This is a genomic window from Mycolicibacterium anyangense, from assembly GCF_010731855.1.
Lineage (GTDB): Bacteria > Actinomycetota > Actinomycetes > Mycobacteriales > Mycobacteriaceae > Mycobacterium > Mycobacterium anyangense.
This window is the reverse complement of record NZ_AP022620.1, coordinates 2,518,991-2,542,286: the sequence shown is the minus strand read 5'-3', so window position 1 is coordinate 2,542,286 and position 23,296 is coordinate 2,518,991. Positions and strand designations below refer to the sequence as shown.

Annotated in this window: 23 protein-coding genes; 11 read left to right on the top strand and 12 right to left on the bottom strand. The window is 66.6% G+C overall.

Annotation, left to right across the window (positions count from 1 at the left end; genetic code table 11):
* Nucleotides 1-17 precede the first annotated feature (17 nt).
* The 3 genes from G6N35_RS11800 to G6N35_RS11790 form a co-directional block, all read right to left on the bottom strand.
* A complete protein-coding gene (locus G6N35_RS11800) occupies nucleotides 18-998 on the bottom strand; it encodes a spirocyclase AveC family protein (protein ID WP_163804419.1) in 981 nt (326 codons plus the stop codon).
* 54 nt (nucleotides 999-1,052) lie between these two features.
* On the bottom strand, nucleotides 1,053-2,432 hold the full coding sequence (locus G6N35_RS11795) for a wax ester/triacylglycerol synthase domain-containing protein (RefSeq protein ID WP_163804418.1): 1,380 nt from the start codon (nucleotides 2,430-2,432) through the stop codon (nucleotides 1,053-1,055).
* A gap of 177 nt (nucleotides 2,433-2,609) precedes the next feature.
* On the bottom strand, nucleotides 2,610-3,857 hold the full coding sequence (locus tag G6N35_RS11790) for an acyl-CoA dehydrogenase family protein (protein WP_163804417.1): 1,248 nt from the start codon (nucleotides 3,855-3,857) through the stop codon (nucleotides 2,610-2,612).
* Between the two features lie 118 nt (nucleotides 3,858-3,975).
* Here G6N35_RS11790 and G6N35_RS11785 point away from each other — a divergent pair, with 118 nt between their 5' ends.
* The gene (locus G6N35_RS11785) at nucleotides 3,976-5,244 is read left to right on the top strand and encodes an alpha/beta hydrolase (RefSeq protein WP_163804416.1); all 1,269 of its coding nucleotides are present in this window, start codon (nucleotides 3,976-3,978) and stop codon (nucleotides 5,242-5,244) included.
* Here G6N35_RS11785 and G6N35_RS11780 read toward each other — a convergent pair.
* The 4 genes from G6N35_RS11780 to G6N35_RS11765 are packed head-to-tail and all read right to left on the bottom strand — an operon-like array spanning nucleotide 5,234 to nucleotide 10,659.
* Nucleotides 5,234-7,012 carry an oligopeptide ABC transporter substrate-binding protein OppA gene (locus G6N35_RS11780; RefSeq protein ID WP_163804415.1) on the bottom strand — a complete coding sequence of 593 codons (1,779 nt, stop codon included), beginning with the start codon at nucleotides 7,010-7,012 and terminating at the stop codon, nucleotides 5,234-5,236. The two genes, G6N35_RS11785 and G6N35_RS11780, sit on opposite strands and share 11 nt — an antisense overlap.
* Nucleotides 6,930-8,771, bottom strand: a complete 1,842-nt coding sequence (locus G6N35_RS11775) for an oligopeptide ABC transporter ATP-binding protein OppD (RefSeq protein ID WP_163804414.1) — start codon at nucleotides 8,769-8,771, stop codon at nucleotides 6,930-6,932. The genes G6N35_RS11780 and G6N35_RS11775 overlap by 83 nt, the downstream gene beginning before the upstream one ends.
* Nucleotides 8,768-9,685: an oligopeptide ABC transporter permease OppC gene (locus G6N35_RS11770; RefSeq protein WP_163804413.1), complete on the bottom strand. Its 918-nt coding sequence runs from the start codon at nucleotides 9,683-9,685 to the stop codon at nucleotides 8,768-8,770. The genes G6N35_RS11775 and G6N35_RS11770 overlap by 4 nt, the downstream gene beginning before the upstream one ends.
* The gene (locus tag G6N35_RS11765) at nucleotides 9,682-10,659 is read right to left on the bottom strand and encodes an oligopeptide ABC transporter permease OppB (protein WP_163804412.1); all 978 of its coding nucleotides are present in this window, start codon (nucleotides 10,657-10,659) and stop codon (nucleotides 9,682-9,684) included. Before G6N35_RS11765 ends, G6N35_RS11770 begins: the two co-directional genes overlap by 4 nt.
* 112 nt (nucleotides 10,660-10,771) lie before the next feature.
* On the opposite strand from G6N35_RS11765, the gene G6N35_RS11760 reads away from it, so the two are divergent.
* Together G6N35_RS11760 and G6N35_RS11755 are read left to right on the top strand one after the other, a co-directional pair.
* Nucleotides 10,772-11,119: a hypothetical protein gene (locus G6N35_RS11760; RefSeq protein ID WP_163804411.1), complete on the top strand. Its 348-nt coding sequence runs from the start codon at nucleotides 10,772-10,774 to the stop codon at nucleotides 11,117-11,119.
* Nucleotides 11,120-11,159: 40 nt separating this feature from the next.
* Nucleotides 11,160-11,429, top strand: a complete 270-nt coding sequence (locus G6N35_RS11755) for a hypothetical protein (RefSeq protein WP_163804410.1) — start codon at nucleotides 11,160-11,162, stop codon at nucleotides 11,427-11,429.
* A gap of 3 nt (nucleotides 11,430-11,432) precedes the next feature.
* Here the strand turns inward: G6N35_RS11755 and G6N35_RS11750 are convergent, their stop codons facing one another.
* The 5 genes from G6N35_RS11750 to G6N35_RS11730 form a co-directional block, all read right to left on the bottom strand.
* Nucleotides 11,433-12,440 (bottom strand): aromatic/alkene monooxygenase hydroxylase subunit beta, encoded by a 1,008-nt coding sequence (locus tag G6N35_RS11750; protein WP_163804409.1) that lies wholly within the window; start codon nucleotides 12,438-12,440, stop codon nucleotides 11,433-11,435.
* A gap of 1 nt (nucleotide 12,441) precedes the next feature.
* Nucleotides 12,442-12,747, bottom strand: a complete 306-nt coding sequence (locus tag G6N35_RS11745) for an MmoB/DmpM family protein (protein WP_163804408.1) — start codon at nucleotides 12,745-12,747, stop codon at nucleotides 12,442-12,444.
* Nucleotides 12,744-13,076, bottom strand: a complete 333-nt coding sequence (locus tag G6N35_RS11740; RefSeq protein WP_163804407.1) for a Rieske 2Fe-2S domain-containing protein — start codon at nucleotides 13,074-13,076, stop codon at nucleotides 12,744-12,746. Before G6N35_RS11740 ends, G6N35_RS11745 begins: the two co-directional genes overlap by 4 nt.
* Complete coding sequence (locus G6N35_RS11735; protein WP_163804406.1) at nucleotides 13,069-13,314, bottom strand: toluene-4-monooxygenase system B family protein; 246 nt, start codon at nucleotides 13,312-13,314, stop codon at nucleotides 13,069-13,071. Before G6N35_RS11735 ends, G6N35_RS11740 begins: the two co-directional genes overlap by 8 nt.
* A 94-nt stretch (nucleotides 13,315-13,408) precedes the next feature.
* Nucleotides 13,409-14,893, bottom strand: a complete 1,485-nt coding sequence (locus G6N35_RS11730) for a YHS domain-containing protein (protein ID WP_163804405.1) — start codon at nucleotides 14,891-14,893, stop codon at nucleotides 13,409-13,411.
* A gap of 134 nt (nucleotides 14,894-15,027) precedes the next feature.
* Between G6N35_RS11730 and G6N35_RS11725 the strand changes: the two genes are divergently transcribed.
* The 8 genes from G6N35_RS11725 to G6N35_RS11690 all read left to right on the top strand — a co-directional run bounded on the left by G6N35_RS11725 (nucleotide 15,028) and on the right by G6N35_RS11690 (nucleotide 23,210).
* Nucleotides 15,028-15,519 carry a beta-class carbonic anhydrase gene (locus G6N35_RS11725; protein WP_163804404.1) on the top strand — a complete coding sequence of 164 codons (492 nt, stop codon included), beginning with the start codon at nucleotides 15,028-15,030 and terminating at the stop codon, nucleotides 15,517-15,519.
* Between the two features lie 77 nt (nucleotides 15,520-15,596).
* The gene (locus G6N35_RS11720; protein ID WP_163804403.1) at nucleotides 15,597-16,118 is read left to right on the top strand and encodes a MarR family winged helix-turn-helix transcriptional regulator; all 522 of its coding nucleotides are present in this window, start codon (nucleotides 15,597-15,599) and stop codon (nucleotides 16,116-16,118) included.
* A gap of 112 nt (nucleotides 16,119-16,230) precedes the next feature.
* Nucleotides 16,231-17,160: a sulfate adenylyltransferase subunit CysD gene (gene cysD, locus G6N35_RS11715; RefSeq protein ID WP_163804402.1), complete on the top strand. Its 930-nt coding sequence runs from the start codon at nucleotides 16,231-16,233 to the stop codon at nucleotides 17,158-17,160.
* Complete coding sequence (cysC, locus tag G6N35_RS11710) at nucleotides 17,160-19,010, top strand: sulfate adenylyltransferase subunit CysN (RefSeq protein WP_163804401.1); 1,851 nt, start codon at nucleotides 17,160-17,162, stop codon at nucleotides 19,008-19,010. Before cysD ends, cysC begins: the two co-directional genes overlap by 1 nt.
* Nucleotides 19,007-19,735, top strand: a complete 729-nt coding sequence (locus G6N35_RS11705; RefSeq protein ID WP_163804400.1) for a 3'(2'),5'-bisphosphate nucleotidase CysQ — start codon at nucleotides 19,007-19,009, stop codon at nucleotides 19,733-19,735. Before cysC ends, G6N35_RS11705 begins: the two co-directional genes overlap by 4 nt.
* A 9-nt stretch (nucleotides 19,736-19,744) precedes the next feature.
* A complete protein-coding gene (locus tag G6N35_RS11700) occupies nucleotides 19,745-20,344 on the top strand; it encodes a cysteine hydrolase family protein (protein WP_163804399.1) in 600 nt (199 codons plus the stop codon).
* 329 nt (nucleotides 20,345-20,673) lie between these two features.
* Nucleotides 20,674-21,795, top strand: a complete 1,122-nt coding sequence (locus G6N35_RS11695) for a hypothetical protein (RefSeq protein WP_163804398.1) — start codon at nucleotides 20,674-20,676, stop codon at nucleotides 21,793-21,795.
* Nucleotides 21,796-22,019: 224 nt separating this feature from the next.
* Nucleotides 22,020-23,210 carry a hypothetical protein gene (locus tag G6N35_RS11690; RefSeq protein WP_163804397.1) on the top strand — a complete coding sequence of 397 codons (1,191 nt, stop codon included), beginning with the start codon at nucleotides 22,020-22,022 and terminating at the stop codon, nucleotides 23,208-23,210.
* Nucleotides 23,211-23,296: the final 86 nt, after the last annotated feature.

The window sequence follows — 23,296 nt, the reverse complement described above, 5'->3', positions numbered from 1 at the left end:
CTACCGCTGACCCGCCATCAGGACGACCCGGGCAGCATGTAGGACGGGGGAGTGATGAGCGAATCGGGATTGACCGACATCCAACTCCACGGCAGGAAGTAGGCCAGCGCGGCCCAGACTGCGCAGAAGCCGATGACCGCCAACAGGGTCACCGGGGTACGCCAGCGCGGTGCCCAGCGGTCGATTCCGCGCTCCACGAACGAGATTCCGTTCGGATCGTCGTGTGCTGACATCCGTAGATAGGTGAATCCAGCGGCGTAGACGGCCACGAAAACACTCTCGTAGATGGGGAACTGGAATTCGGAGCCGGCGAACAGTGTCAGCGCTTCCCAGGTCCGCGGGAAGGCATAGATCCTGGTCCGGATGAAGAGCTGCTCAATGAGGATGTCGATGCCGAAGATGCACAGGACGGCCACGCTGAACGAGCGGATGTTCGCGATACCCGGGAAGCGGCGGCGCAGCGCGAGGATGATCCGGCATTCGATCGCCGCGAGCCCGATGCCGAGGTAAAGATACTGCGGCACAAACCAAGCCAGGCCCTCGGCGTAGCGGGTCGGGCCCTGGTGAAGGGGGAAGAACGCGAGCCAGGAGCCCATGTTCAGGGCATGGGCATTCCAGGCGAACGTGTAGTGGAAGTAGTTGATCAGCGGGTCGATGCCTGACGCCAGCAGCGACCCGATCACGATCATGCCGTCCAACGTCAACCGTCGGGTGGTCGCGAGCGGCTTGATCAAGAACACCCAGATGGTGCCAGCCGCGATGAACAGGCTGACGATCTCGATAACCCGAAGGATCAGCAGGGCGGTGCCGTCGAAAGTGTCCGGGCCCGCAATCGGTGCCGGGCGGAACAGGGTGTCCGAGGCGATCCAGCGCAACCACGCCTGCCCCGCGAACGCGATCCACAACGCGCCGAGCACCGCCCAGAGCGACACCGCACCCTTGCGCGCCGGGATGTCCTGAGTGCTGTCCCTGCCGGGTGCGGTCGCGGTGCTGTACATGTCCGTTGAAGCTAGCCGAACGTGAATGCACTATCAATGATGAAAGTAGATTCACTAAGGGTGTTGCGCGTCGCCCGCCAGCGCCAGAATCTCGTCGAACCCCGCCACCAGGCAGTCCACGAACTGGTCGAAGTCCGGGATCGCCCCGGTGTCGACGTCGATGCCCAGGGCGCAGGTGTCGACGTAGGTCAGCAGTGTCACATTGACCGCCGACCCGATGGTCGGGCCGAACGCGTATTGCATCAGTACCTTGGCGCCGCCGAGGAACACCTGCACCGGAACGCCCGGCACGTCGCTGCACAGGAAGTCGACGTGCCGCAGTACCGAACCGATGTACCAGCGCGGCATCAGGTTCAGTGCACCGGCGATCAGCTGGGTGTAGGGCAGTGACTTCTCGGTGCGCACCTTGCCGGTGCGCTCCCGGATCTCGCTGATCCGCTGTGCGGGGTCGGCCACCCCAGCGGGAATATCGAAGCGCATCAACCCGATTCGGTTGCCGCCCATGCTGTCATCGGCGGTGCGCATATTGATCGGCATGGTCAGGTGCAGATCGCCGATGGGTGCGCCGTGCTTCTCGTGGTAGCGGCGTAGGCCGCCGGCCACCCCGGCCACGAACGCGTCGTTCAGGGAACCCCCGCTGCGATGGGCGGCCTCTCGAAGGGCCGCCAGCGGCACCTGGTGCACACCGAGCCGGCGCACCAGGGTGCGTTCGGTCATCAGCGCAGAACCCGGACTGCTCACCGGGCGCACGGTGCGGTAGATCGAGGCGGCGAGCTCACCGGCCGCCGTCGCCGTCTGCAGTGGGCGCCGAATGGTGTTGAACACCAACTTCGGCACTCCTCTGACCGTCTCGGTCACCGCCCGGCCGACCAGACCTGCGTCGTAGCGCACCGCATCGCGGTAGCCGTCGAGCGGTTGCGCGGTGGTCACCAGCGGCTCGTCGGGCACCGCGTCGATGGTCCGTGGTTCCTCGGTGAGGTCGAACAGCGTCATCGCGATCTGCACACCACCCACGCCGTCGGTCAGGGCATGGTGGAACTTGCACAGCACCGCGGCGCCGCCGTCGTCGAGTCCGTCGATCAGGGTGGCTTCCCACATCGGCCGGGCGCGGTCGAAGTCGTCCATCGCGGCCAGCCTCGCCATCTCCAGCACGCCGTCGAGGTTGCCCGGCTGCGGCGCCGAGACGCGGCGCATGTGGAAGTCCAGATCGAAGTCCGGCGCCCACTCCCAGCGTGGTGGCGCCGGCGGCAAGGTCTCGACGACCCGCTGGCGGAACATCGGCAGTTCGCGGCTGACGATGTCGAACCGCTCGCGAATCAGGTCCCAGTCCGGTGAGCGGTCGAGCAGAATCACCGTCACCACGGTCGATCTCAACCGCGGGTCGGATTCCATCGACCAGGTGAAGGCGTCGGTGTTGCGCATGAATTCAGTCATTGTGTGCTCCGCCACAAACGTACGACGGTGGTGACACCGGACAGAAGATCATGCGGCCAACTGGGGACTTTCTCCCCTAACCGAGGTGTCTAAATCACCCCGCGGCGTGGTCCAATCTCGATTTCGGCGCGGTTGACGTCGTTCAGCGACGCCAACCGCGCCGAAATTGCACGAGGGTCAGAAGTAGGCGTTGGCCGGAACGGGCGTGCCGTGCAACAGGTTCTGGCCGATCACCCGCGCCTTGTAGGCCACCGGGTTGTGCAACGTGATGGTGCGCACGTTGCGCCAGTGCCGGTCAAGATTGCGCTGGCGGCTCGCAGCGCTGGCCCCGCCGAGCTCCAGCAACCGGGTGGCCGCCACCGGGGCGACGTCGTCCAGGTGCACCTTGACCTTGGCCACCTTCAGCTGGGCCTCTTCGGCCAGATCGGCATCGGGCACCCCGTCGCGCGCAGAGTCGGTAGCCGCCTCGATCGCCGCTGCCGCATCCAGGACGGCCGCCTTCGCGACGTAGGCGGTGCTGGCCAGCTCGCCGAGTAGGCGCTGGTAGAGCGGATCGTCCACCGGGGCTTCCGACAACGCGTGGCTGAAGCTGCGGGTGCGTGAACGCAGCAGCTCCGCACCGTCGTCGACCACGGTCTGCAGCACCCCGGCGACCACCGCGTGGATGTAGAGCTGCAGCGAGGCGTACTGCACGGTCGGCTGCGGCTCGGCATCATAGGGAGAGTCCGAGAGGATCTCGTCAGCCGAGACGTCGACGCTGGTCAGGATCGTCGTCCCGGTGCCCGTGCGGCGCTGCCCGAAGCCGTCCCAGTCGTCGATCAGGCGCACCCCCTCCCGATCGGCCGGGATGACGACGGTGGCCACCGAGTCGTGATCGGTGGTGGCGGTGACGGTCAGGTAGTCGGCGAACAGGGTGCCGGTGCTGTAGAACTTCTCCCCGGTCAGCCGGTAGCCGCCCGGCACCGGCAGCAACCGGGTGTTGAACACCAGGCTGCCGACCGCATTGGCGCCCTTCTCGCTGAACGCGTTGCCCACAATTTTGCCTTCGGCGACCTTGGCCAGCCACTGCCGCGACCGTGGATCGGTGCCGATTCCCGGGTCGCTTCGCTCCTGCCCTCCGCCGAGAGTCCGCAGCCGCTCCTCGACGAACCAGAAATGGGTTCGGAAGATATGCGCCACAATGGGATCAGCGGCTGCGACGTCGATGATCGTGGAAAACAATCGACGCACAGTAAAATTCGCACCGCCGAGCTCGGTGGGCAGTCGAAGGGTGCCGAATCCGGCCTTCTTCAGTGCATCGACTTGGTCAAAGGGGTTCTCGTCGTTGAGGTCTCGATCCTTGGCCCCAGATCGGATGCGAGCGAGGAGATCGGTGAATTCCGGCGTACCGGGCAGCAGGTGGTTGAGGGGTTCGACTGTGGTCATGTCCCCGTTGTACCGATGGCCGGATCGGGGAGCACTGCTTTGGATCACCCCGAATCCAACCGCGCATTCCATTCCCCCGCGGCGCAGGGCAGAATCGAGGCATGGGAGTTCGGCACCGATGACGTTGAACCAGAAGCGCCGCCGTGCCCACGAGAAGCTCGCCGCCCTGCCCGGGGTACGTCCGGTCCGCCGCCCGGTGACTCCCGGCGGTTCCGGCGAGTTCGACCTCTACTACGTGCGCAGCGGTCGCAAGACCCAGCACCCGGTCGTCATCATCCCTGGTGGGCCGGGGGTGGCCTCGATCGCGCTGTACCGCGGCCTACGCAGGCGGGCTGCCGCCGAGGGGCTCGACGTGATCATGATCGAGCACCGCGGGGTCGGGATGTCCCGCCACGACGATGCCGGTGCCGACCTGCCGCCCGAGGCGCTCACCGTCGACCAGGTCGTCGACGACGTCGCTGCTGTGCTCGACGACGCCCAGGTGCGCAGTGCCGTCATCTACGGCACCTCCTACGGCACCTACGTCGCCGCCGGCGTCGGCGTGCGGCACCCGGACCGGGTGCACGCGATGATCCTGGATTCGCCATTGCTCACCGGTGACGACATCGAGGTCGTCCGCCGTGCGTTGCGTGACGTGCTCTGGCATGGGGAGGACCCCGAGACCAGCGACCTGGCCGACAAGGTGCGCCGGCTGTTCGACGACGGTGTGATGACTCCGGCCGCCGCCCAGCTCGCCGCGGCGGTGTACGGCTTCGGCGGCGCGTCGCTGCTGGACCGCCAACTCGATCTGCTGCTACAGGGCCGGCATCTGCTGTGGACCGGTATGGGTCGGGTCGCAGAGCTCATGGTCGGGCGAAAGGCGCCGTACCGCAACGAGACCGATTTGGTGGGCCGGATCGCCTACCGGGAGCTCAACTATGCGGGCACGCCCGACGGCCTGCCGTTGGACCCAGCGGTCGCGATGCGGGATTTCGCCCCCGGCGACACCGCCTTCGAGGCCGAACCGTTCGATCTGGTGGCCGAGATGCCGAAATTCAGCTGGCCCACCGTCGTCATCTCGGGCGGGCGGGACCTGACCACGCCACCCGAGGTGGCCGACCGGGTTGCCGAGCTGATCCCGCGGTCGGTGCTGGTGCGGCTGGAGACCACCGGGCACAGCGTGCTCGACAGCAAGGAGCGCGCCGCGCTGCGCATCATGTCGACGGTGGCGGCCGGTCGCGCGGTGACCCTGCCGGCCCAAGCCGCGGCCCTGGACGCCATGCCCGCCCCGCCCGCCCTGCGGCTGATGGTCGGGGCGATCGGGACGGCGGCGCGGGTCGAGGCGGCGCTGCCCGAGGTGGTGCCGAAGCTGGTGGGCCGGGTGGCCCGCCCGTCGGCTACTTCATGAAGCCGATGGCGCTGTAGTTCAGGTCGCCGAGGCCGGCCGGCCCGAAGTTGGCCAGAGTGCTGCGCACTGCGACGTTGCCGGGGGCCTGGAACAGCGGCAGGCTGAACACCTCGCCGAAGATCAGCTTGTCCGCCTCGTTAGCCAGCGCGCGGGCCTTGTCCTGATCGAGTTCGTCGAGCGCCTGTTCGATCTTGGCGTCGATCTCCGGGCTACTGATCTTGCCGAAATTGCTCTCGGCCCCGGTGGTGTAGGTCTGATTCAGCGATCCCAGTGCGAATGCGTCAGCACCCCAGGCGAATTGGGCGATGTCGAAGTCGCCGGGGATGACGTAGTTGGTGAAAAATCCGGTGCCCGGTTTGGCATCGATCTGCAGGTTGACGCCGATCTGGGCCAGGCTGTTCTGCGCCACCAGCGCGACCTGGCGGGTGGTTTGGGCGTCATAGAGCACGTCCCGGATGACCAGTTGCTTGCCGTCCTTCTCCCGGAACTTCCCGTTCAGCTTCCAACCCAGGGCGTCGAGCTCGGACTTGGCCTTCTCCGGGTCGTAGGCCACCACGGCGCTGTTGTCCTGATAGCCCTTCTGCCCGGCGACGTAGACGTGGTTGTTCAGTGGGACCGGCTTGTCCACCAACCCGCGCTGGGTGACGTCGGCAATGGCCTGCCGGTCGATGCCCTTGGCGACGGCCAGCCGCAGGGCCTTGTCCGACAGGATCGAACCGGGCGCGCCGTTGAAGGTGAAGTGATACCACTGCAGGCCGGGTGTGCGCCGGATGGAGATGCCCGGCGTGCGCCGGGCGATCGTCAGCTCGTCGAGCGAGCCGAGTCCGGTGGCATCGATGGTGTTGTTCTGCAGCGCAGGGACACGAGCCGCGTCGTCGAGCACCAGGAACGTGATGGAATCCAGCAGTGGCGGGGCACCCCACCACTTGGCGTTGCGAGTCAAGATGATTCGCTGTGCCGTGCGGTCGATTCCGGACATCAGGAACGGCCCGGCGGATGGGCCCGGACCGTTCAGCTGCCCCTTGTTGAACGCTTCGGGGGTGGCGGTCACGGACCGCGGATACAACATGTTGTTGCCGGCGAACATGCCGCGCCAGTCGGTATAGGGCTTGGCGAAGGCGATGATGGCCTGCCGGTCGTCCACGCCGCGGGTGACGGAGGCCACTCGATCGGCGCCGTCGGGCGAGGCGACCACGAATGCCTTGTTCTTGCCACTACGGGCGTTGATCTGAGCGGCAATGTCCTCCCAGGTGATCGGGTTGCCGTCGGACCACACGGCCTTGGGATTGATCGTGTAGGTCACCACCTGCGGGCTGGTGCTCGTCAGCTCGACACTGGTGAAATAGTCGGTATTGACCTTCATCGACCCGTCGGGAGCGATGACGAACGCCCGCGGCATAGTGGGTCGGAGTACGGCGCCGGTGTCGCCGTCGTTGCCGTCGACATTGAGGGTGTTGAAGTTCGCCGGGAATGAGGTCAGCGCCAGGCGAAGATTGCCGCCGTTGCGCAGCGTGGCCGGGTCCTGCGGGTTGATATCGCTGGTGGTGCCCACCTCGGCATTGCCACCCGCCGACGGCGTCGGCTGCTTACCGCCGGAACAGCCGGACACCACCAGTCCCGCCACCACTGCCAGCGCTGCAATTCGGCCGGCGTGCCGGCGGATCGTTCGAGTCACCCAAACGATGCTAGCGGCGCGTCGGATCAGGCTGCGGGATAGCGGCCAGCAGCTTCTGCGTGTACTCGTGCTGCGGATTGCCGAAGATGTCATCGGCGTCGCCGTATTCGACGATCGCGCCCCGATACATCACCGCCACCCGGTGGGCCAGCACCTTGACCACCGACAGGTCGTGGGAGACGAACAGATAGGACAGGTCGAACGTCTGCTGCAGATCCAGCAGCAGGTTGATGATGCCGGCCTGGATCGACACGTCCAGCGCCGACACCGGTTCGTCGAGGGCCAGGATCTTGGGCTGCAACGCCAGTGCACGGGCGATCCCGATCCGCTGCTTCTGCCCACCGGAGAACTCCTGGGCATAACGGCTGGCATCGCCGCGACCCAGCCCGACGATCTCCAGCAACTCGACTACCCGGGCGTCGATACGAGTCTTGTCGAAGCCATTGGCCTGCAACGGTTCTGCGAGCAGATCAAAGACCGGCAGGCGCGGGTCCAGGGAGGCGACCGGATCCTGGAACACCACCTGCAGATCGCGGCGCAGTTCGCGACGGCGGGCGGCGCTCAACTCGGCGACGTTCTCGCCGAGCACCTCGATGGTGCCGGCCTGCGGTGCGCGCAGTTCGAGGATCTCGTGCAGCGTGGTCGACTTCCCGGAACCGGACTCGCCCACGATGCCGACGGTTCGGCCGCGCTGCAGGTCGAAACTGATCCCGTCGACCGCACGCACCTCGCCGATCGACCGACGGAACACCACACCCTTGGTCAGCCGGTAGGTCTTCGACAGGTCCCGGACGCTGACCACGACCTCGGGCTCGGCGTCGTCGTCGGCCACCACCGGTTGGGTCGAGACACCGTAGATCTCGGCAGCGCTGCGCCCGCCCACGAGTTCGGTGCGGATGCACGCCGCGGCATGGCCCTGTGCGACGGGCACCAGCGTCGGCTCGACGGTGCGGCAGTCGTCGACGGCCAGCGGGCAGCGCGGGGCGAACGGGCAGCCCGGCGGCAGGTTCACCAACGACGGGGGAGCGCCGGGTATCGGCACCAGCCGGGAGCCCTGCGGTGAATCCAACCGGGGAACCGATCCCAAAAGTCCTGCGGTATAGGGCATTCGACGATCGCGGTAGAGGTCGTCAACGCTAGCCACCTCGACTGCCTTACCGGCGTACATCACCAGGGCACGGTCGGCGAACTCGGCCACCACCCCCAGATCGTGGGTGATGATCAGCACCCCGGCGCCGGTGACGTCGCGGGCCGTCTTGAGCACGTCCAAGATCTGGGCCTGCACGGTGACGTCGAGTGCGGTGGTGGGCTCGTCGCAGATCAGCAGGTCGGGATCGTTGGCGATCGCAATGGCGATGACCACCCGCTGGCGCTCGCCGCCGGACAGTTCGTGCGGGAAGGCCCGGGCGCGCCGGTCCGGCTGAGCGATGCCCACCAACTCCAGAAGCTCCACCGCACGGGCGCGGGCCGCCTGCTTGGACACATCGCCGTGGTGCACACGGATGGCCTCGGCGATCTGGTCGCCCACGGTGTAGACCGGGGTGAGCGCGGACATCGGGTCCTGGAACACGGTGCCGATCCGCTTGCCACGGATCTTCGACATCTCGGCGTCGTCGAGACCCAGCAGTTCCCGGCCGCCGAGGCGGACCGAGCCGGTCACCTCCGCGTAGTCCGGCAGCAGGCCGATGACGGCCATCGCGGCCGCGGACTTGCCCGACCCGGATTCGCCGACCATCGCCACCACCTCGCGGGGCGCCACCTGATAGCTCAGCCCGCGCACCGCCTGCAGATCGTCGGTGTCGGTGGGGAAGCGGACGGTCAGGTCGGTGACCTCCAGCAGGGGCTCGGTCATCGGCGGCCCTTCTTCCGGCGCCGCAGGTTTGCGCTGCCCGGGTCCAGCGCGTCACGCAGGCCGTCACCGGTCAGGTTGGCGCACACCAGGATCAGCACCAGTACCCCGGCGGGGAACAGGAACACCCAGGGGAACGTCGTCGCCGACGTGGTGCCGTCGGCGATCAGCGTGCCCAGTGAGACGTCGGGTGGCTGGACACCGAAGCCCAGGAAGCTCAACCCGGTTTCGGCCAGGATCGCCACGCCCACATTGAGTGCGGTATCGATGATCAGGATCGAGGCCACGTTGGGCACGATGTGGCGGGTGATGATGCGCCAGCTCGGAACGCCCATATACCGTGCGGCCCGGACGAATTCGCGCTCCCGCAGGCTCATCGTCAGTCCCCGCACCATCCGCGAGCTGACCATCCAGCTGAAGCCGGCCAGCAACACGATCAGCAGGGCGATGTTGGCGGAGTTCTTGGTGCGTGGGGTGATGATCGCGATCAGGATGAAGCTGGGCACCACCAGCAGCAGGTCCACGAACCACATCAGCACCCGGTCGCGCCAGCCGCCGAAGTAGCCGGCGATCGAACCGACCGCGGCCGCGATGGCCGTGGAGATCACCGCCACGCACAAGCCGATCAGCATCGACTTCTGCATACCGCGCAGGATCTGGGCCAGCAGGTCCTGACCCAGGGCGTTGGTGCCGAACCAGTGTTCCGGGCTGGGCGGGGACTGTAGGTTGTAGAAATCGAGGTCGGTGTAGGACCACGGCAGCAGCGGCGGCAGGGCGTAGCAACCGACGAACAGCAGGACCAACACCACCAGCGATCCCGTGGCCAACCGGTTGCGCGCGAACCGGCGCAGCACCAGCGTGCGCCGCGAGGCGAACTCCTCCGGCTTGACCCCGGACTGGGCGGACGTATCGGTCATGTCACCCGCACCCGTGGGTCGAGGATCGCGTAGATCACGTCGGACAACAGGCCCGCCAACAACACCACCGCACCGGAGAACAGGGTGATAGCAGCGACGATGTTGGTGTCCTGGGTGGCGATGCCCTGCACCACCCATTCACCCATGCCATGCCAGCCGAAGATCTTCTCGACGAACACCGCCCCGGTGACCAGACCGGCGACACCGTAGGCGAACAGCGTGGCCATCGGGATCAGCGCGGTGCGTAAGCCGTGCTTGAACAATGCCTGGCGGCGGGTCAGGCCCTTGGCCCGCGCGGTGCGGATGAAGTCCTGGCCGAGTACGTCGAGCATCGCATTGCGTTGGTAGCGGCTGTATCCCGCGATCGCCCCCAGCGCCAGCGTGGTGGTGGGCAGGATCAGGTGCTGCAGCCGGTCGACGAACTGATTCCAGGGTCCGCCGACAGTATCGGGCGATGTCTCGCCGATGTACTCGAAAAGCTGAACTCCCAGAACCGAATTCACGTTCAGCGCGGCCAGGATCAACAAGTTGGCGATCACGAACGTCGGGGTGCTGATCACCAGAAGCGACAGCATGGTGATGACGCGATCGGACAATCGGTACTGCCTGATTGCACCCCACGCGCCGACCACCACGCCGATCACCGTGCCCAGCACCGAACCGATGACCAGCAGCCGCAGACTCACCCCGATGCGCCGCCACAGCTCGTCGGCCACCGGCTGGCCGTTGACGGTGGTGCCGAAGTCGCCGTGTACCGCGCCCGCCACCCAGTGGCCGTACCGCAGCGGGATCGGCTTGTCTAGATCCAGCTCGGCGGCCTTGGCGTCGATGACGGCCTGCGGGGGCCGCGGGTTGCGCTGCAGCAGACTGTTGAGCGGGGTGAACGTCAGCGAGGTCAGGCTGAACGTCAGGAACGACGCCAAAGCCAGCAACACCAGATAGTTGAGCAGGCGGCGCGCCAGAAACCGCGTCATCGGCGCCTGCCTGGCCCTTGGTGCATGCAGCACAGGGTAGGAGATGGCGGCCCGGAACGACGGCAGGAGGGCATCGCGTTTACCGCTGTGGTGCTCGGGTAGGCAGGCGCACGTGAACCACATCACCTCTCGGCGGGCTGCGCGACTGCTGGTCGTCTCCGCGTTGTCCCTGGTCCCGCTGGTGGCCTGCGCCGACAACGGTCAGACCAACACCGACCCGACCACCAGCCCCAGCCCGACCACCACGAACACCTCGCCGCCCGGGGCGCTGATCACGACGACACCGCAGACATCGGCCAATCTCTCCGAAACTCCACTGCCCAGCAGCTCCTTCACCAGTGGCCCCAGCATCACGCCGCGCTCGGCTGCTCCGAGTCCTCGTCCGCCCACCGGGGACGTCGACCCGCCCGGCGGCCCACCCGGACTGCCGGGCGGCGACAACGGACCGAACGGGCGATAAGCCAGGTTTGCAGTCCTCGGCTCGCGGTTAACCGAGCTGTATGAAACCGAAGAAGTCCACCCCGCGTCCGCGGGTCAAGGCCTTGTCGGCGGTCATCGGGGGTAGTGCTGTCGTCGCCATGGGGGTCCTGACCACCGCACTGTCCGAGGAGCCGCGCGGCGCCATCGTGTCCGATCCGGGAACGTTCACCGCGCCGGTGACCTCCGAGATGACGACGGGTCAGACCACCAAGTCGACCTCGGTCGAGCCGACGGTGACCCCGGAGGTGGCGACACCGCCGGTCACCGCGACGATTCCGCCGCCGCCCTGACCCTCAGAGCGACCAGGACTCGGTGAACGCAGTCACCGAGGCAGCCACCCGATTGCGCACCGCGGCCACATCCACCGATGCCGGCGCATCCGCGAACGCGACCACCAGGCCGTCGACGGCACGGTCGGCCAGCGGTTGCCACCTGGCTGCCCACCCGTCGATCACGGCGCGGTTGTTCGGGTTCTGGGCCAGTGCGTAGCGGGCGAGTGCTGTGCTCCAGGCCTGGCTGCGGGTGGTGTCCACCCGCGACTCCTGCAGCAGGGCCGCGGTGAGGGCGTCGCCGTTGGCACTGGCCAGGTCCACGAACGCCTCCTTGAACAGGGCGTCCAGCGTGGGCTTGACCACGAGGTTCAGCGCCGTGAACGCCTCACCCCAGTCATAGGCCAACAACAGTCGTTCCAAGACTTCGCGGGCCGGCTGCCAGGCGTCGTCGAGTTCCCAGATCCGCCGGGTGGCTTCGGTGTTGGCCAGCTGCGTGCCGTGGGTCAGGGACAGTGATTTGGCGCGGTAGGCGATCCACTGCAGAGCCCGCAATTCATCGGCGGCGCCGAAGAACGCCGCGTTGGTGATGTAGGCGCTGGGCCCGAGCTGACCGACATAGAGCGAGGTGATCTGCAAGACGTGGAAGGCGAACCGGGCAGGGAGATATACCCGCTCCAGGACCGAGACCCACTGCGGGTCGAGCTTGGCGTCGTGATCGAGGGCTTCATAGTGGTCGACGACGCCTTCGGCGTACACCTCACGCTCGTGCTGCAACGCGATGTAGCGTCGGTAGTTCAACGCGGCCGGGTCGCGGAAGCCCTCCCAGTCCGGTGCCTGCAATGCGGAACCCTCGCGGTGCTTGAGGTACCACTGGTTGATATCGCTGTTCGGGTCCAGGTCGAACGGTGCCGGCGTGCGGTTGAAGTGGTAATGGAAGTTGCCGGTGACAGCCTCGTATTCAGTGGGCTTACGGCGGGTGTCGCCGATGACGCTCCAGGTCTTGAGCCGGCGGGGTGCGGCGGCGGTCATGTCAGTCCTCTCGTTCCAGGAACCAGTGCAGTTCGTCGTCGCCGACGTAGCGCATCCGGCCGGCGAATCCGGCGATCGCCGGCTCCAGCGATGCCAGCGGAATGGGTTGTCCGGCAGCCTCTTCCAGGCTCGCCCGAGTGACCCGCAGGAACCAGGCGGCGTGGATGCGGACGTAGCCGGCATGGTCGTCGATGGTGATCTCGGCGTCGGGGTTGTCCACCGCGATGGCCTCGGTCAGGGCGTCGACCACGTCGGGGTCGAAACCGCGCACAATCGGCCCGACCAGCTTGGGCTCGATGGTTGTCATGTGTTCTCTCCGTTCAGCAGGACCGCGATCTGGTCGCCGTCGCGGCGCACCGGGTAGCTGCGCAACCGGCAGCCCGGTGGGTTGACCCCGTTGCCGGTGGTCAGGTCGAACTCCCAGCTGTGCGCCGAACAGGTCAGCACGTCGTCGACCACCTCGCCGTCGCCAAGTGGGAAACCGGCATGTGGGCAGGTTCCCTCGTAGGCCCGGATCTCCCCGGTGCGTAAGTGCGCCAACAGGATCGGTTGATCACCGACGTAGAACTCGGCGACCTCACCTTCCCAGAGGTCGTCGACGGTGGCCACCGGGGCCCAGGCCAGCGTCTCACTCATAGAACGCCTCGACGTGGTCCAGCGGGCCAACGCCAGCCGCCCCGATCGGTACCGCGGGATCGAGCACGGAACCGTTGTGCCGCAATCGAATCGGGGCATCCTTGCGGGCTACCCGGCGGCCCACCACATGGTGGGCGATCTGCCGGCTCACCGAGTCGACGGTGTCACCGTCGTCGACCGGGACGAGCAATTCCAGGACGTCACCCTCGAACAGGGCGGTCAGCGGGAGCAGTGCCATGGTGTCTCCTCAGTCTTGTTCCAGGACTTCGCCGAGCCTGTAGTTATCGAGCAAAAGTGCGAGTAATCAGCGCGATAACTACAGTCTCGCGGCGTCACTTCTTTGCCCAGGCGTAGTCGTCGGCGTCGCGGCCCTGTTCATCCGGCGACAGGCCGAAGTACTCCAGCACGGTGCCCAGGTCGGGCGGACTGATCTCGCCGGAGAGCACCCGGTCGATCAGCGACTGATGGCCGGCGAAGCGCTCCGGGCGCTGGGTGAAGATCCACCGGCAGGGCTCCGAGCAGAACAGGTACTGACGACCGTCGTGCACGTGGGTCAGGGGAGCGGCGTCGGTGTGGGCGCCGACGAGCACGCCGGCGGCCCGCACGATCGGCAACTGGCACAGGTTGCAGGTGATGGGCAACGTCTCGGGCAGGGTAGCCGCGATGTCCCCGTTGCGGACGTTCTCGGTGATGACGTCCCAGTGCCTGCCGAAGGTGCGGTTCCAGCCGGGGTACTTCTCCTCGAGCCACAACCGTTCCTCGGCGGACACCCCGGCGTCGGGGTTCCACCAGACCGTCGGTCGGTAGTTCCACACCCCGAGGTGGATGGCGTGGTGATACCAGGTCAGCTCGTCGATGAATTCCTGCCAGTACCAGGGATGGTCGAGGCCGAAGTCGCGGAACTGGTCGGCGAACTGCTTGACCACCCAGTCCTCGATGAACTCCTTGAAGCTCATCCGCCGGCTCTCCAGCGGGGTGTAGTAATCCATCGACAACCCGGTGAGCAGAGCGAAGATTCGCCACGACCGCCAGAACATGTGGTCGATCAGGAACTGGCCCCACTCCTTCTCGCCGTTCTCGATGAGCACCTTGATCGTCGGCTCACCCTGCTGGGCATGGCGGGCCTCGTCGGTCTGGATCGAGGAGATCAGCGCGCCGAACTCGAGGTCGCCCACGTCGATCGCGTCGGCGGCCATCCCGAGGAACTGCAGGTTGGTGAACCCGGTCTCGAGGGTGAACGTCAGTTGCAGCGCGATGGAGGTCGCGTCGTTGGCGACGAACATGTCGTCGAACAGGTAGCGCACGGCCAGCACGATCCAGTCGTTGGTGTGGAAGGCCTTGAGCGCCCAGTCTCCGCGCGGCTCCTTGTCGAGCAGGCCGTAAGGGAAGAAGGCCTGGATCTGTCCGTGCCGGATCTCGTCGAGGGTGCCGAACGTCGCCGTGTTGCGCCACGCCGCGGCGCGGCCGAACCGGCCCATCCGCGCCTCGCCGATGGAGGCGAGATATTCGGGCATGGTGATGGCCCCGTAGTGCGCGACGATCACCGACTTCCAGCCGGGATCGAGGGCGTCGAACAGCTTGGAACGCCCGATCGCGTTCTTCAGCGAATAGGTGGTGGTGTCCTTGGTGACCTGGTTGTGGACGTACTCGCGGTAGCCGATCTTGTAAGGCTCGTCCCACTTCAGCCAGCCCTCCGTCGACACGCGATGTGAGCCGGAGAGTGCCTCGGGGAACGCTTCCTCCTCGGTGACGTAGCGGAACGTCCAGTTGGTGTCGCGAGCGAGGTCGTACCAGTCGCTGCGGGAGAGTTTGGGCATGGGACGTAGGCTGCGCCAGATGCCGAGGAATCCTAACTATTGAAATCGGGGTGATTCTCACTGGTGATCTTGGTGGTTGCCGGAACTTACGATCCACCCGGAATGTTGTGTGCCAACCGAATCAGGAGGATCCAGTGACCGTCACCGACGAGTATCTGGCCAACAACGTCGAGTACGCCAAGACCTTTTCCGGCCCCCTGCCGCTGCCGCCGAGCAAGCACGTCGCCGTGGTTGCGTGCATGGACGCGCGGCTGGACGTCTACCGGATCCTGGGCCTCAATGACGGTGAGGCCCATGTGATCCGCAATGCCGGCGGGGTGGTCACCGATGACGAGATCCGCTCGCTGGCCATCAGCCAGCGGCTGCTGGGCACCAAGGAGATCATCCTCATCCACCACACCGACTGCGGCATGCTGACGTTCACCGACGACGCCTTCAAGCGCGATCTGCAGGACGAGACCGGTATCAAGCCGGAGTGGGCCGCCGAGGCGTTCCCCGACGTGGAAGAGGATGTCCGCCAGTCGCTGCGGCGCATCGAGCTCAGCCCGTTCGTCACCAAGCACGAGTCGCTGCGGGGCTTCGTCTTCGACGTGGCGACCGGCACGCTCAACGAGGTCGTTCTCTGAGGCACGGCGAAGAACGTCACCGGAGCCTCGACTCGAAGATCGTCGGGGCGCTGGACCGCATCGGGGACGCGCTGCACGTGCTGGCCCGGCGGGCGGCCGAGGCCAACGACCTGTCCAGCACCCAACTGCGGGTGCTGAGCTGGTTGTACGTCGGGCCGCCGCCGGCCGCGCGCAGCACCACCCTGGCGCGCGAGCTCAACGTCTCCGACCCCACCGTCAGTGATGCGGTCGGGACGCTGATCCGTAAGGGGCTGATCACCCGGCGGCGCGATCCGTCGGACCGCCGCAGCCACGAGCTCATCCTCACCGCCGCCGGGCGCAAGGTGGCCGCCTCGGTGCACCGGTGGACCGCTCCTGCCGAGATGGCGACGTCGAAGCTGGACCGCGCCGAGAGTGAACAGCTGCTCGACAGCCTGATCGTGGTGATCGGGCAGCTGCACGATGCGGGACTGCTGCCGGTGAGCCGGGCGTGCAGCACGTGCACCCATCTCGGGGTGGAGATGGGGCAGTCGCGAAGCTACCGCTGCCTGTTCTATGACACCCCGATGGCGGTGTCGGATCTGCGGGTGGACTGCGCCGATCACGTTGCGGTGGGCTGAGGGTCGGCGCGTCTGGGACGTGAATCAAACCCTTGACTTCGGGGACCTCGCTGGCTAGATTCCCGACTAGCTTTGTAATTCTGGTCAAATCTACCAACTTTACGAGGAAACTATGGCGAGTCCGGCGGTCGAACGTCCCAAGCCGGGGCAGTACGAGCTGAGCCACCTGCGGTCCCTGGAGGCCGAGGCGATCCACATCATCCGCGAGGTCGCGGCCGAGTTCGAGCGGCCCGTGCTGCTGTTCTCCGGCGGCAAGGACTCCATCGTGATGCTGCACCTGGCCATCAAGGCGTTCGCGCCGGGCCGGCTGCCGTTCCCGGTGATGCACGTCGACACCGGGCACAACTTTGAAGAGGTCATCGCCACCCGCGACGAGCTGGTGCAGCGGCACAACCTGCGGCTGGTGGTGGCCAGTGTGGAAGAGGACATCGCCGCGGGCCGGGTGGTCGACAACGGACCTTCGCGCAATCCGCTGCAGACCGTCACCCTGCTGCGTGGCATCCGGGAGAACAAGTTCGACGCCGCCTTCGGCGGTGCGCGCCGTGACGAGGAGAAGGCGCGCGCCAAGGAGCGGGTGTTCTCGTTCCGCGACGAATTCGGTCAGTGGGATCCCAAGGCCCAGCGCCCCGAACTGTGGAACCTCTACAACGGTCGGCACCGCAAGGGTGAGCACATCCGGGTCTTTCCGCTGTCGAACTGGACCGAGTACGACATCTGGGCCTACATCGGTGCCGAGGAGATCGGCCTGCCGGCGATCTACTACGCCCACACCCGACCGGTGTTCAAGCGCGACGGAATGCTGCTGGCCGTCCACGAATTCATGCAGCCGGGCGCCGACGAGGAGGTGTTCGAGACCTCGGTGCGGTTCCGCACCGTGGGTGACGTGACGTGCACCGGTTGCGTGGAGTCGACGGCATCGACCGTCGAGGACGTGATCGCCGAGACCGCGGTGTCGCGGCTGACCGAACGTGGCGCCACCCGCGCCGACGACCGTATTTCCGAGGCCGGTATGGAAGACCGCAAGCGGGAGGGCTACTTCTGATGAGCACATTGCTGAGGATCGCTACCGCCGGCTCGGTCGACGACGGCAAATCCACCCTGATCGGGCGGTTGCTCTACGACTCGAAGGCCGTCATGGAGGACCAGCTCGCGGCCGTGGAACGGACCTCGCGGGAGCGCGGTAACGACTACACCGACCTCGCGTTGGTGACCGACGGGCTGCGTTCGGAGCGCGAACAGGGCATCACCATCGACGTGGCCTACCGCTACTTCGCCACGGCCAAGCGGAAATTCATCATCGCTGACACGCCTGGCCACATCCAGTACACCCGCAACATGGTGACCGGAACCTCGACCGCCCAGCTGGTGATCGTGCTCGTCGATGCCCGCCACGGTCTGCTCGAGCAGTCCCGCCGGCATGCCTTTCTGGCGTCGCTGCTCGGTGTGCAGCATGTGGTGCTCGCCGTCAACAAGATGGATCTCATCAACTGGGATGAGGAGCGGTTCAACTGGATTCGCGACGAATTCCACGCCTTCGCCGCACGCCTGGACATCCAGGATGTCACGACCATCCCGATGTCGGCGCTCAATGGCGACAACGTGGTGACCAAGTCGGATAAGGCGCCGTGGTACGACGGCCAGCCGCTGCTGAGCCACCTCGAGGACGTCTACGTCGCCGGTGACCGCAACCTGGTCGATGTCCGATTCCCGGTGCAGTACGTGATCCGTCCGCAGACTCTTCAGCACGCCGACCATCGCAGCTACGCCGGTACCGTGGCCGGGGGTGTGCTGCGCCCCGGCGACGAGGTCGTGGTGCTGCCGAGTGGAAAAACCAGTCACATCACCGCGATTGACGGTCCGACCGGTCCCGTGGACGAGGCGTTCCCGCCAATGGCGGTGTCGATCAGCCTGGCCGACGACATCGACATCTCCCGCGGTGACCTGCTGGCCCGTCCACAGAATCAGCCGGTCGTCACCAGTGAGTTCGACGCCACGGTGTGCTGGATGGCCGACGATGCCGCGCTGGAGCCGGGCCGCGACTACATCATCAAGCAGACCACCCGCACCACCAGGGCCCGGGTGGCCGCGCTGGACTATCGCCTCGACGTCAACACTCTGCACCGCGACAAGAGCGCAACGGCATTGAAGCTCAACGAACTCGGCCGCGTCACGCTGCGTACCCAGGTGCCATTGCTGCTTGACGAATACTCACGCAACTCGGCCACCGGTTCATTCATCCTGATCGACCCCGATAACAACGTGACGGTGGCCGCGGGCATGGTCCGCGACACCACGCCCGTCGCCAACCGCGCTGCCACCCCGAACACCGTGCGGCATCAGTCGCTGGTGACCGCAGGTGACCGGCTGACCAAGGGCCGCACGCTGTGGTTCACCGGCCTGTCCGGGTCGGGCAAGTCATCGGTGGCGGTGCTCGTCGAGCAGAAGCTTCTCGAACATGGTTGCCCCGCTTACATTCTCGACGGTGACAACCTGCGCCACGGCCTGAACGCCGACCTCGGCTTCTCGATGGCCGACCGGGCCGAGAACCTGCGCCGGCTGGCGCACGTCGCCACCCTGATGGCCGACGCCGGTCTCACGGTACTGGTGCCGGCGATCAGCCCGCTGGAGGAGCATCGCGAACTGGCCCGCACGGTGCACACCGATCAGGGCGTGGAGTTCTTCGAGATCTTCGTCGACACCCCGCTGGAGGACTGCGAGAAGCGCGACCCGAAGGGCTTGTACGCCAAGGCCCGGGCCGGGGAGATCACCCACTTCACTGGGATCGACAGCCCATATCAGCGGCCCAAGAATCCCGACCTGCGGCTGACACCGGACCACGGCCCGGACGAGTTGGCCGAACAGGTGATCGAGCTGCTGGAAACGGCGCGATGAGCGATCACGAGCTGGCCGCGACGCTGGCCACCGAAGCCGGTGAACTGCTCCTGGGCGTCCGGACCGAGCTGGCCGATGCCACAGCTGCCGAACGAAAAGCGGCCGGCGACAAGCGCTCTCACGATTACCTGATGGAGGCGCTGGCCAAGGCTCGGCCCGCCGATGCGGTGCTCTCCGAAGAGGGCGTGGACAACCCGGTGCGGTTGAGCAGCCCGCGGGTCTGGATCGTCGACCCCCTCGATGGCACCCGGGAGTTCTCCGAGCTCGACCGCGATGACTGGGCGGTGCATGTGGCGCTGTGGCAGGACGGTGAGCTGATCGCCGGGGCGGTGGCACTGCCCGCCCAGGGCGTCACCCTGGCCACGCCGACCGTCGCCGCACCACCGGAAGGGCCGCAGGCCCCGCGGGTGGTGGTATCGCGCACCAGGCCACCTGCGGTCGCCCTGCAGGTGCGCGACGCGCTCGGCGGCACTCTGGTCGAAATGGGTTCGGCCGGAGCGAAGGTCGCCGCGGTGGTGCAGGGCCGGGCCGATGTCTACGTGCACGCCGGTGGGCAGTACGAGTGGGACTCTGCGGCCCCGGTGGCGGTGGCTCGTGCCGCGGGGCTGTACACGTCGCGGATCGACGGTTCGCCGCTGCTGTACAACCGTGCTGATCCGCTGTTACCCGATCTGATCGTGTGCCGGCCGGAGTATGCGGAGGCGGTGCTGGCCGTCACGAAGTAGCGTGACGATATGAGCAACCCCACCACCCTTCGCGCGCTGGCCGATCTGCCCCTGCAACCGGTGAGCCTGGCCGAGTCCACGCTGATCCTGATCGACTGCCAGAACACCTATACCGAGGGTGTGATGGAGCTCGAGGGTGTGCAGGCCGCGCTCGATGAGACGGCGGCGCTGCTGGACCGGGCGCGCTCGGCCGGGATCCCGATCATCCACATCCAGCACGATGACGGGCCTGGCTCGCTCTATGACGTGAGCGGACACAGTGGCGCGATCGTCGAGCGCGTTGCCCCGCGCGGCGGCGAGCCGGTGGTCGTGAAGAACTACCCGAACTCGTTCGTCGAGACCGACCTCGATGCCCGGCTCAAGGCGGTAGGTGCGCAGAACCTGGTGATCGCGGGCTTCATGACGCACATGTGCGTGAACTCGACCGCCAGGGGAGCGTTCAACCTGGGTTATGCCCCGACCGTGGTCGCGGCAGCCACCGCCACCCGGGCCCTGCCGGGTCTCACCGGCGAGCCGGTAGCTGCCCAGGCTCTGCAGGTGGCGAGCCTTGCTGCGCTGGGCGATCTGTTCGCGGTCGTCGTCCCTGACAGCGCCGCCATCCCGAGCTGACGGCGGGGCCGCGACCAGGTGTGAGGCACCTGTGAGAGCGGCTCAGATTGGCCGAGAAACCTGAGAAAACCGACGCTGCGTCGGTTCGCTAGGCCGTGGGACCTTGGTCCTTAAATGTGGTGACGCCGTGTCGAAAGTTAGCTGTGATGCCGATCACTGTGCAGATTACCTGCTCATTTATGGTATTTCACGTTACACATAGTTAACCGGTAATTGGCATCGTGGGAAAATAAATAGAATTTCCCTAAAAAACGTCAATATTGGCTTCCGCTTAGGTTTTTCTCAGGTAGCTTGTCTCCTGACAGTGCAGTCACCAACGGGAGGAAATCATGCAAATCTCACTTCGATCACATCTGATCGCGGGTACTGCCGCGGTCGTGGGGGCGAGCGCCATCGCGATGACCCCCGTCGTTGCGCAGCACGATCTGGCGCTGCCGGCGATCCAGGCTCCGGCCGCCTCGGCCTCGGTTCAGCTGGCCGGTTTCGACAGCCCGATCACCGAGCTGCTCACCAGCATCGGTCTGACCAACCAGCTGCTGTTCCAGAATGTCGGCCCGGTGTTGTCGCCGGCCGTCCCGTGGAGCGGCCTGTCCAAGCTGGGTCTGCTTCCGCAGATCATCACCGACGCGCTTCCGGTGGTCCGCCAGCTCGGCCTCAACGGCTCGGACTACATCTACCAGTCCGTCAAGGGCCTGGGTACCAGCGCCGTCGCGCTGAGTGAAGGTGTGTGGAACGCGGCCGGCCAGCTCGCCTCGCTGAACATCCAAGGCGCGATCAACACGCTGGTGACCGCCGTCCAGTTCGCCGGCCAGAACGCGCTGGCCGCCGGCAATTACGTGCTGCAGGGCGTCATCACCCGGGCCACCGCCGTGGTCAACAACCTGGTGCCGATCCTCAGCGCGCTGCCTGGCGCGGTGATCAACCAGGGTCTGGTCGTCGCCGGTGCCGTGGTTAAGGTCGTCACCAACGCGGTCAACGCGCTGAGCGCGCCGAACCCGATCGAGGGCGTCTGGAACGCGGTGGTCGACGGGCTGCTCGGCCCCACTGGTATCCCGGGCGTTCTCAACGCTCTGACCATCGGCCCCGGTGTCGACGCGTCCGCTACTCCGCCGATCAACGCCTATGTGCCGAGCGTCCGCACGGTCGTCACCAGCGTGGTGAAGGCCGTCCAGACCGGTCTTGCCACGGCCAACCCGGCCCCGCCGCCGGCGACCGCCGTCAGCACGGCTGCACCGTCGGCTTCGTCGCTGCGGGCCGCCGCTGCCGAATCGAGCACCACGTCCACGGTCGAGACAAAGAAGTCCGACGAGGGCACCAGCGGCGGCAGCGCCACCGCGGGTGACAACAAGAGCGGCGGCTCGTCCGCCGGATCGGACAACGGCTCGTCCAACGGTGGCAGCAAGAGCACCGGTGGTTCGGCGCGCGCTCACAAGGCCAAGTCGGCCGACTAGCTCACTGGCCTGACGCCCTGAGCGCAAGGGTGCCCCTCCTTCTCCGGAAGGAGGGGCACCTTTCTGTTCGGCGCTGTTCGAATCAGCGGGACCTAGGTCCTTGTTTACGGTGCCAAATGCCCAAAAGGAATTGACTCAAGGGCGCCACATACTGGTCTCTTCTCAGGCTTATCTCAGGTAACTTCAGGTTCTGACGATGACGTCAAAATCGACGGAGGGACCTCATGGACATCGCACTGCGCTCGCACCTGACCGCGGGAATCGCGCTACTCGGCGCCACCGCTATTGCGGTGACGCCCATCACATCCACCAGTCTGGTGTCGTCGGCCGAGCGTGCCGCGACGCAGGCCTCGTCGGTGACCCTGGCAGCGCTGGCCAACCCGATCAATGCGATCGCCGAGGTCATCGAAGACGTCAACACCAACATCCTCTACAACGGGACGTGGGGCGCGCCGTGGAACACCCTGCCGAGCCTGGGCGACTACGCCTACGCCGGTTACCAGGGCATCCTGCCCGATATCGCATTCTGGCCGCTGCCGCTGGCCCAGACCGTCGTGACCAATGTGTCCGGTTACGGGTGGGCCGCGGTCCGGGGTGTTGGTGACCTCGCGAACAAATCCCTGCAGGCGGCGTGGAACACCCCGTTCGCCCTCGTCGACGCCGCGCAGCTGCTCATCGCCGGTGACCCGACCGCGGCGCTGGCCGTGATCCAGAACCAGATCGTGCTGCCGCTGCAGAAGGGCATCAACTCGGCGCTGAACTCGGCGAACTACATCGTCAGCAACCTCATCGAGAACGTCGGGATTGTGGCAGCCGCCGTCCCGACCCTGGTCACCAACCTCGTCGGCGTGACGGTCGGCGGCACCTCGTACATCGTCAACCAGGCAATCGCCACATTGACGACGGCGTTCGGCCAGCTGACCAGCGGCCAGTTCGCGGCCGCGTGGGACACCGCCGTCAACGGTTTCCTGGGCCGCAACGGCACTCTGGGCTACCTGGAGAAGCTCACCATCGGTCCGGGGGTGGTGACCGGTGATCCCGCCAATCCGGTGATCCCGAGCCTGCGGGCCGTCGTCACGCAGGGCACCCGGCAGCTGGCCGACAGCTTCTACAACGCGCCTTATGATCCGGCGACCGGGCCGTTCCAGCCGGCGGCGGCAGCGAAGCCGGCAACGCCGGCAGCGCCCTCCACGGTGTCGGCGCTGCGGGCGTCCGCACAAGCCACGACGGCGGACTTGGCAACGGACAGCACGCCGGCCACCGGCGAGGGCGCGCCAGATGCCAGCGCCACGCCCGGTGATCACGGCACTGCCGAGTCGGCGTCTTCGGACACCGGGACCACGAAGGCGGCCGCGAAGAGCACCGGTGGCTCCAAGCGGGCTCACCAGGCAGGTACCGCCAAGTCCTCGGACTAGCGAGACCAGCTCCTCGAAGGTGCCCCTCCCGGACGGGAGGGGCCCCTTGCTGTCACGGGGTAGTGATCACCCTTTCGGCAGCAAGA

What these genes read in the sequence shown, in the direction of transcription:
- G6N35_RS11800 (WP_163804419.1), bottom strand. Translation starts at nt 998, where the DNA reads ATGTACAGCACCGCGACCGCACCCGGCAGGGACAGCACTCAGGACATC.
- G6N35_RS11795 (WP_163804418.1), bottom strand. Translation starts at nt 2,432, where the DNA reads ATGACTGAATTCATGCGCAACACCGACGCCTTCACCTGGTCGATGGAA.
- G6N35_RS11790 (WP_163804417.1), bottom strand. Translation starts at nt 3,857, where the DNA reads ATGACCACAGTCGAACCCCTCAACCACCTGCTGCCCGGTACGCCGGAA.
- G6N35_RS11785 (WP_163804416.1), top strand. Translation starts at nt 3,976, where the DNA reads ATGACGTTGAACCAGAAGCGCCGCCGTGCCCACGAGAAGCTCGCCGCC.
- G6N35_RS11780 (WP_163804415.1), bottom strand. Translation starts at nt 7,012, where the DNA reads ATGACATCTTCGGCAATCCGCAGCACGAGTACACGCAGAAGCTGCTGG.
- G6N35_RS11775 (WP_163804414.1), bottom strand. Translation starts at nt 8,771, where the DNA reads ATGACCGAGCCCCTGCTGGAGGTCACCGACCTGACCGTCCGCTTCCCC.
- G6N35_RS11770 (WP_163804413.1), bottom strand. Translation starts at nt 9,685, where the DNA reads ATGACCGATACGTCCGCCCAGTCCGGGGTCAAGCCGGAGGAGTTCGCC.
- G6N35_RS11765 (WP_163804412.1), bottom strand. Translation starts at nt 10,659, where the DNA reads ATGACGCGGTTTCTGGCGCGCCGCCTGCTCAACTATCTGGTGTTGCTG.
- G6N35_RS11755 (WP_163804410.1), top strand. Translation starts at nt 11,160, where the DNA reads ATGAAACCGAAGAAGTCCACCCCGCGTCCGCGGGTCAAGGCCTTGTCG.
- G6N35_RS11750 (WP_163804409.1), bottom strand. Translation starts at nt 12,440, where the DNA reads ATGACCGCCGCCGCACCCCGCCGGCTCAAGACCTGGAGCGTCATCGGC.
- G6N35_RS11745 (WP_163804408.1), bottom strand. Translation starts at nt 12,747, where the DNA reads ATGACAACCATCGAGCCCAAGCTGGTCGGGCCGATTGTGCGCGGTTTC.
- G6N35_RS11740 (WP_163804407.1), bottom strand. Translation starts at nt 13,076, where the DNA reads ATGAGTGAGACGCTGGCCTGGGCCCCGGTGGCCACCGTCGACGACCTC.
- G6N35_RS11735 (WP_163804406.1), bottom strand. Translation starts at nt 13,314, where the DNA reads ATGGCACTGCTCCCGCTGACCGCCCTGTTCGAGGGTGACGTCCTGGAA.
- G6N35_RS11730 (WP_163804405.1), bottom strand. Translation starts at nt 14,893, where the DNA reads ATGCCCAAACTCTCCCGCAGCGACTGGTACGACCTCGCTCGCGACACC.
- cysD (WP_163804402.1), top strand. Translation starts at nt 16,231, where the DNA reads ATGGCGAGTCCGGCGGTCGAACGTCCCAAGCCGGGGCAGTACGAGCTG.
- cysC (WP_163804401.1), top strand. Translation starts at nt 17,160, where the DNA reads ATGAGCACATTGCTGAGGATCGCTACCGCCGGCTCGGTCGACGACGGC.
- G6N35_RS11705 (WP_163804400.1), top strand. Translation starts at nt 19,007, where the DNA reads ATGAGCGATCACGAGCTGGCCGCGACGCTGGCCACCGAAGCCGGTGAA.
- G6N35_RS11700 (WP_163804399.1), top strand. Translation starts at nt 19,745, where the DNA reads ATGAGCAACCCCACCACCCTTCGCGCGCTGGCCGATCTGCCCCTGCAA.
- G6N35_RS11695 (WP_163804398.1), top strand. Translation starts at nt 20,674, where the DNA reads ATGCAAATCTCACTTCGATCACATCTGATCGCGGGTACTGCCGCGGTC.
- G6N35_RS11690 (WP_163804397.1), top strand. Translation starts at nt 22,020, where the DNA reads ATGGACATCGCACTGCGCTCGCACCTGACCGCGGGAATCGCGCTACTC.